The following is a 7493-nucleotide window of genomic DNA, read 5'->3' as shown; positions in this document are numbered from 1 at the left end:
CAGACGCCTTAATTCCCCTCTGTTATGGGGACATTAAATTACCACTGGTAGATGATTTATTTCAGAACTGTACTATCCAACTGAAACCAATTTCTATTAGGTCATCAATACTAATATTGCCCAAGGGGTTGATTTTGAGCATCAAACCCTGTTGGGTAGGGAGGACGGTTACACCGTCCTCCCCCCCACACACACGGCAAGAATGATTATCATTATTGTTTATTCTCAATAAGCCCTCTAGTTTTTGACAATTTATAGAGCGATCGCTACGGCTGAAACCCTCTTTCAATCAGGGTTTTAACGGGCTTGTCACCCCGTGAGGTTGATTTTTCTGTTCCCTTTTTTATGACAGGGGCGCAGTTTTTAGTAAAATTAGAAGATGCACCTAAGTTTGATTATAACGGCAACTTAACGGATATTCCCATCGCTTTTTTACCAGGAACTACTACTCAAGAAATTATTCCTCAAATCTATCCCTTAGCCAAGTGGAAAGATATTAAAAGCAGAGAAGAAGGGGTAAAAAAACTCAAACAAGATGAAGTGAAAGCCGTTGTTAGTGATGGTATTTTGCTATTAGGAGAAATTGTTCAACAGGTTGGTAGTGTAGGAGACTTCGTTTTATTACCCTCTCAACCCATTACTAGAGAATTGTATGGGTGTATTTTACCCCAAGAAAATACCGAATTTAAAAAATTAGTTAATTTAACTATTCTTAGCCCAGAAAATCGTATTTTACAAAAGGAATGGTTTAGTATTAATACAGGAGAATTTCCCTATATTATTGAACAAAAGGACTAGCATCAGGGGCAAAATATTATCAATTAACAATTAATAATTAACAATTAACAATTAATTAAGGAGAGGTCATTATATATTGTCCATTGTCCATTATTGAAATCAAAAATCAAGGTCATCCTCATTAGTGACAATAGGGCGACCAATGATTTTCGGAGAAGGAGGAACAGTAAATTGGACATGAATAGGATGTTGAAAAACATGAGTCAAAGCGGATTCAATTTGGTCTCTTTTATGCTCGCAAACCCTCAACAAAACAGGCTTTTTAACTTCGATGGTAGCCCAGTGGGTATGGAGTGCTTTAAAATGACCATGAGTTTTCAGTAAAGCTTGAGTCAACATAGGTAATTCTTGAAGAACTTGCAGCCAGATTTGTTGAAGTATTTCAGGAGAAAGGGGTGAAGGGGGGTTAAGAGACTCAAATTGATGATTAGCCCATTTTGGATGATAACTCCGAAGATGTCCGTATTTTTGCCAGATAGATAGGGGAGGATTGAGTTCTTTAAGTTGATAGTAAATCCAACCAACAGAGTAGTTATTATAACGTTGTTGCTGGAGTAAGTCAGAATAAATCTGCTCCCAGTGAGAAAGTTTGGGAGAGGGAGAAGAATCGGGCTTATCTTCCTGCATTATCGCAAAAAGATCTAGCTGTTTGGGAGGGATAGATTGTTGTGGGGGAGTGGTAGAAGGAGGAGGCGTTTGATCTTCAAGGGTTTCATCTTCAAGGGTTTCATCTAGGAGTTACGCATTGACAGATGGTTTACAATGTGCATAGTCCAAACAGAGAAAGCGATCGCTGTTAACAAAAAGCAAAAAACTGATAAAATAGAGAGGATTATAAGAACTGGAGGTAGATATCCGAACTATAACGAAGAAATCAACGGCTAAATGTCATTTAGAACTCTATACTTACTATTTAATTGCTGAATCCAAATATTCGGGTTGTAATCGTTTATCCGAGATATTTGAGGATTTATCTCATGATAGTGTTAACCGTTTTTTATTAAGAGAAAGCTATAAACCTGTTGATTTATTCAATGAATTTAAACAGCACATTGAACTGATGTGGGGGAACCTTAAGTATTGATGATACAGTCATTGAAAAACTTTATAGTAATCCTAAATTAAGTAAATTTATTGGTTATTTCTGGTCAGGAAATAAACATAAAACTATCAAAGGAATTAATTTAGTTACTTTATTATATACTGACCCTAATGGAATTTCAGTCCCTCTAAATTATCGACTTTATGATAAAGAAGATAATCTGTCTAAAAATGATTATTTTCGGATGATGCTATCGGAAGTTTTAGCTTGGGGACTGAGGCCAATTTATGTAACTGGTGATAGTTGGTATTCATCTAAAGAGAACCTTAAATTTTTGAAAAAACAAGAATTAGGTTTCATGATAGGAATAGCTAAAAATCGACAAGTATCAATCGTTAAAGGACAATATCAATCCGTTGAAAGCTTAGAAATAGAGGAAAATGGGACAATTGTTTACTTAAAAGAGTTTGGCGAAGTTAAAGTATTTAAGAAACATTTCAAAAACGGGATGCTTCGTTTTTATATTTTATTTGACAAAGAAAATAAAGACTTAAGAGAAACAGATAAAACTCTATTTACTTTGTTGAAAACAACTCATTGGATTATTGAATGTTACCATCGTGCGCTCAAACAATTATGTGGTATCAATAAATTTATAGTCAGAAAATCAGAAGCTATATTGACCCATTTCTTTAGTTCTTTACGGGCTTTTATTAAACTTGAATTAATGAGAGCTAATGAGTTAATTGATAATTGGTATCAACTCCAAAGAGAATTGTCTATTGAAGTTAATCGGAATTTTATTTTAGAGCAAATAAATTTGAAATTATCAGCCTAATTTATAGATTAGTTATTGTTATTATTACGTCAATTTTAATGACTCTAATAATTAGCGATCGTTGTCTCTCTTTAAAGCTACTCATATTTAAGTTAATTTGTCAATGCGTAACTCCTAGTAAGATTAGAGCTATCAACAATTTCAAGTTTAGACCATTCAAGTTGATATTCTACAAAGTAATCTTTCCATTCTTGAAGAGTCAATTTAGATCCAGAAAAGTTAGATGAAGCTGAAAATATAATTGCACGGCAAGGACTTCCTTGACTAGAAATTTCTTCTGCAATCCAATAAAATTCTTTACTTTGATTCAGTAGCAAAGTAATAGTCTTAATATCACCGATATTTTCTTGAGCAAGATCAAGATTTGGTATATTAAAATTATAAATATTCCTAAATTTTTCAACTAATTGTTCTCCACACCAACATCTAAGTTTGACAGATTGCTCTGTATTGTTATACTCTGAAACAATTCCGTTTGCAGTTGAATTAAGTTCAGATGTAGATAATAAATAAGAAAATTTGGCTTTTTTCGGTTAGTTTTTCCTATCAGTTTGTCAATAACATCAGCATCAATTTTTTCTTGATGAAATTTGCACTCTACTAATCCTATTTCCTCAACATCGTTTTTAATAAGAACATCAATCTGCATTCCCGTAATAGATATATTTTCCCTTACCTTCCATCCCTGTTGACGAAATAAATCGGCTACAACTTTCTCCCAAAAATCACCTTTTTGTTTGTTACTCCAGTCGTTAGGAATAACAACTTTAAATTTCTTCTTTAACCTATTGTATAATGTGTCAGACATTTATTTGGCCCTTATTTTTGCTCTGATGATCATCTAATACTAACAACTCAAAGCTAAAATTTAAACCGAATCAAAAGTAAGGTAACTTCTTTTACCAAATATCTGTCAAATCCAAAGTAAAATCTGGTAAAATCGTTTCTCCTGATAAAAATTGTGGATTTTGTAAAATTTCTACTTCCTGATCAGGGCGATAAATTTCTACTTGTTTTTGTCTTCGATTAATTAACCATCCTAACCTTGCACCATTCTCCATATATTCTTGCATTTTTAGGCGTGTTTTTTCGAGAGAGTCGCTAGGAGACATTAATTCAGCCACAAAATCAGGACATAAAGGCGCAAATTTTTCTTTTTCAGCAGGAGTTAAACTATTCCACCGATCTTTATGTATCCAAGAAGCATCCGGCGATCGCTCTGCACCATTAGGGAGCTTAAACCCCCCGGAAGAATCAAAAGATTTCCCTAACTTACTTTGACGACTCCAAGCTCTTAATTGATAGGTTAACTCAGCGTTACGCTCGCTTGTTTCGCTTCCTGTAGGTGGCATTATAATTAATTTTCCGGTTGCAGTGCGTTCAAATCTCAAATCACGGTTATTTTGACAAAGCTGAAAAAACTGCTCGTCAGTTAAATCAATATCTAAATTGAGAGGTGCAGATAAACTGACGGTGTTACTATTCATCATAATCTTTCAGTAATTACCCGTAAAACAAATAACCCAAATGGGTGAGCTACCTGGGGGAAGCACGGAGATGGAAATTTTTATACTATATGGTGTATAAGTGAGATCGCACTAGCTGATCACAAAAATAATAAATGTCTTTCGTTTAGTTTGAGCAGGAGCAACCCCATGGAACTTATTTCACTCTTTTTGATCTTAGCAGGAACTTTTTTAGTAGACTTTTTACTCTACCAATAAATAGATCGCCATGGGGCGATGTGTGTGTTATATCAGTGTTATATCAGTGTTAAAGTGATAGCTCTCTTCTGGTACCGACTAACTGGGAAGAGCTATTTTCGTCGTTAAGGTTTACTTGTTCCAAACGATTCCAGATAGCTTGTAACAGTTCCGCAACCCCAGTTTTGGTCACAGCAGAAATAGTGAAAACGGGAGAATCACTCAACGGTTGCAACTCCTCTTTAATTAATTTTAACGTTTCTTGATCACAAGCATCAACTTTATTTAAAGCAATTATTTGGGGACGATCGCATAACCCTCGTCCATAAGCGTTTAATTCTTGTTGAATCACTTCATAATCTTGGAGCGGATCATCTGATGTCACATCTACTAAGTGTAACAAAAGACGAGTCCGTTCGATATGGCGTAAAAATTCGTGGCCTAACCCTACACCTTCGTGGGCACCTGCGATTAAACCAGGAATATCAGCAAATACTGTTCCGTCTCCTGTGGGTTTTCTAACCACTCCTAAGTTGGGAACCAAAGTAGTAAAAGGATAGTCAGCTATCTTAGGACGAGCGGCCGATAAAGAGGCGATTAACGTGGATTTTCCTGCGTTGGGTAAACCAATAATACCCACCTCAGCCAGTAACTTTAACTCTAATCTGAGGTTACGTAGTTCCCCTTCCAAACCAGGTAAAGCGTATTCTGGAGCGCGATTTTTGTTGCTCAAAAAGTGTTTATTCCCTAACCCTCCTTTTCCTCCCTCAGCAACGCAGAGGGTTTGTCCCTGCTCCACTAAGTCCCCTAACATTTCCTGTGTTTCCAGGTCGTAAATTACTGTACCACAGGGAACCTCAATTATTATGTCTTTACCCATAGCCCCTGTACAGTTATTAGGGCCTCCTCGTTTACCATTATCTGCTTTGAAACGACGGGCATAACGAAAGTCTAACAGAGTTTGTAGGTTGCCTTCTGCTTGCAGGATAACCGATCCTCCTTTACCTCCGTTTCCTCCTGCGGGGCCTCCTGCCGGAACATATTTCTCCCGTCGGAAGGCGATTATCCCATCCCCTCCTTTGCCCCCTTCTACTTCGATTTCTGCGCGATCGATAAACTGCATTTGATTGCTTCTAGATTGTCTATTTTATTTCCATTTTAACCCGAAATATTGCCTCAAGATTTATGGGATACATTACAAAATTATGATCATTGGGTTTTTTTCCTTAACCTAACGGACAAGATAGGCGATTTGACTAATAGACTTCATCGTGAGAACCTAAATTTAATAACGAAATCGCCTGTTTTTGTTGTTCAGGATCTTCTATAAATTCAAATAAAACACGGTTACTATAATCAATTGAACATGACCATACATTTGATAAGTCACCTTTTAATTTATGAGTGCGTAAACTGGGATGAAACGGATCTTCTGCTAACTGACGGACTGTTTTTTCAATGAGTGGTCTAAACGCTGGGTTTTTACGTATCATTCTTTCTTTTAAAAGCTCGCAATGATTGAGGTTTCCAAGCAATTTTCATGGTTGATCTAGTTCTTCTAAAAAGTCACCAACTGAGCCAAATTTTACTTTTCCTTCGGTAACTTCTTGGCGAATTTCTGTTATTTCCTGTGATAGAACTGCTCTACGTTGTTGATGCAATCTTTTCTGGATAGTGTCAATTAACATCTGTTGTTCTTCTAATGATAGTTTTTCTACTGTTTCAATCGCTTGCTGAAAGGTTGAAGTTTTTACCATAGTTGATTAATAACCAAAAGTTTTTTTATTATATCATATCAATTAATTGAATTGTTAACCGAGTTTTCTAGACATTTTCTACGTTGGCGCAAAAGTTTAGCATTTGCTATTCCTAAAACTTCTTCAATTTCTAAACCAAAAAGGTCTAGTTTTTTTTGTACTTGTTGTAAATTTTTAACACTTTCTTGTCTTAATTTTTCATCAGGAACAGAAAAAGATTCATTCATTATAAACTCCAATTTTTTTTAACTTCTTGAATACTAGCTTCAGCAGAATCAATAGTTGCTTGTCCCCTTTCAATGGTCTTTACTAGCAAATTTACCATATCTTCTGGAGGCCGTGGCTGAATTTCTAAAATACTTAATAATAGCTTGTTAAGTCCATTATAACGCTCGGTTAGTTTTTCTCTAACATTCTGAAGTTCATCAAGTTCTGGTATAGTTTCTGTTGTTTCACCGTATCTTTCTAAGATTATCCATTCTGTTTTTTGTGGAAAGTCCATAATAATTAGGGTTTGCTGAAAAAGTTTCTCCAAAATTTATGCCACTTTTGACCAAGAATTTTCTGACAAATCAATAAGTTTTAGTACATAAAAATTGTTTAAAGTATAATCAAAATTAATGAAAGGCGGTTTGATGAGTTCCCCTGTTCTATTATTAGTAAATAAGGACAAAAAAAGCGACAAAAACTGCCTCAGAAGTTTAGAAAGATTGACAACTAAAAATGTAATAGCAATAGATGTAATGGAGGTTTCAGGGAGTTTTGTCATCACGAGATTTAGGCTAAATCTTCGTTTAGCTTGTCCAAACTTTCCCTCAATAGCATTACGGAAGCATTCATCGGAGTGGGCTTGTTTCTTTTCTTCTTCACTGACATTTTTCGGAGGTCTTCCTAACTTCGGACCACTGATTCTTATCCCTCTTTCCTTACACCAATTTCTGTTTTCCCTAGTTCGATAAATTTTATCTACATGGACGGATTCGGGATAATAGCCAAACGTTTCTTTATACTTTTCTACTTGTTCTTTTAAATGACAAGATTCATTGAAGTTTTCCCAACTTATTTTTTCTAGAAACACATAGTTATCTACACAGCTTACTGAGAGTTTAGCTCCAAACTCTATTGGTTTTCCTGCTTTTCCCCTCACTATTGGACGAATATGCCGTTGAGTTAAACTTACAATTCTTTGAGGAACACTCTGGGTCTTATTCTCCCACATCGACTGTTGTTGTTCATAAACTTTTTTGATAGTCTCTAGACAATTTTTCTGTCTTTTACTCAGATTTTCCATACGAGCCCCAGCTTGAATAAGTCTTCTATACATCCTAAGGTTTCGGTACCGGTCATCCGTCCAC

At 35.6% G+C, this 7493-nt stretch carries 10 protein-coding genes and 1 pseudogene; 2 read left to right on the top strand and 9 right to left on the bottom strand.

From position 1 onward, the window contains the following. Positions 1–306: 306 nt before the first annotated feature. Positions 307–798: a type 2 periplasmic-binding domain-containing protein gene (locus CWATDRAFT_RS28065; RefSeq protein ID WP_007308157.1), complete on the top strand. Its 492-nt coding sequence runs from the start codon at positions 307–309 to the stop codon at positions 796–798. A gap of 99 nt (positions 799–897) precedes the next feature. Here the strand turns inward: CWATDRAFT_RS28065 and CWATDRAFT_RS28060 are convergent, their stop codons facing one another. Then, positions 898–1425, bottom strand: coding sequence for a hypothetical protein (locus CWATDRAFT_RS28060; protein WP_007308156.1), 528 nt, complete (start codon positions 1423–1425; stop codon positions 898–900). Positions 1426–1651: 226 nt separating this feature from the next. Between CWATDRAFT_RS28060 and CWATDRAFT_RS28055 the strand changes: the two are divergent. After that, positions 1652–2678, top strand: a pseudogene (locus CWATDRAFT_RS28055) (IS701 family transposase). Between the two features lie 403 nt (positions 2679–3081). Here the strand turns inward: CWATDRAFT_RS28055 and CWATDRAFT_RS28045 are convergent. The 8 genes from CWATDRAFT_RS28045 to CWATDRAFT_RS28010 form a co-directional block, all read right to left on the bottom strand. After that, positions 3082–3486, bottom strand: a complete 405-nt coding sequence (locus tag CWATDRAFT_RS28045; protein ID WP_007308155.1) for a restriction endonuclease — start codon at positions 3484–3486, stop codon at positions 3082–3084. 91 nt (positions 3487–3577) lie between these two features. Beyond that, complete coding sequence (locus CWATDRAFT_RS28040; RefSeq protein ID WP_021833727.1) at positions 3578–4165, bottom strand: Uma2 family endonuclease; 588 nt, start codon at positions 4163–4165, stop codon at positions 3578–3580. Between the two features lie 286 nt (positions 4166–4451). Further along, complete coding sequence (gene obgE / locus CWATDRAFT_RS28035; RefSeq protein WP_007308153.1) at positions 4452–5504, bottom strand: GTPase ObgE; 1053 nt, start codon at positions 5502–5504, stop codon at positions 4452–4454. 133 nt (positions 5505–5637) lie between these two features. Continuing rightward, positions 5638–5916: a type II toxin-antitoxin system RelE/ParE family toxin gene (locus tag CWATDRAFT_RS28030; protein WP_232287221.1), complete on the bottom strand. Its 279-nt coding sequence runs from the start codon at positions 5914–5916 to the stop codon at positions 5638–5640. A gap of 3 nt (positions 5917–5919) precedes the next feature. Further along, on the bottom strand, positions 5920–6138 hold the full coding sequence (locus CWATDRAFT_RS28025) for a hypothetical protein (protein ID WP_007308151.1): 219 nt from the start codon (positions 6136–6138) through the stop codon (positions 5920–5922). A gap of 38 nt (positions 6139–6176) precedes the next feature. After that, a complete protein-coding gene (locus CWATDRAFT_RS28020; protein WP_042712669.1) occupies positions 6177–6365 on the bottom strand; it encodes a hypothetical protein in 189 nt (62 codons plus the stop codon). After that, a complete protein-coding gene (locus tag CWATDRAFT_RS28015; protein ID WP_232287220.1) occupies positions 6365–6673 on the bottom strand; it encodes a hypothetical protein in 309 nt (102 codons plus the stop codon). The genes CWATDRAFT_RS28020 and CWATDRAFT_RS28015 overlap by 1 nt, the downstream gene beginning before the upstream one ends. A 3-nt stretch (positions 6674–6676) precedes the next feature. Further along, the coding region (locus tag CWATDRAFT_RS28010) for a transposase (protein ID WP_157134191.1) at positions 6677–7493 on the bottom strand (817 nt) is incomplete at its 5' end.

Source organism: Crocosphaera watsonii WH 8501 (assembly GCF_000167195.1).
In the GTDB taxonomy this organism is placed as follows: Bacteria; Cyanobacteriota; Cyanobacteriia; order Cyanobacteriales; family Microcystaceae; genus Crocosphaera; species Crocosphaera watsonii.
The sequence above is the reverse complement of the archived record's forward strand: the minus strand, read 5'-3'. Positions and strand labels throughout refer to the sequence as shown.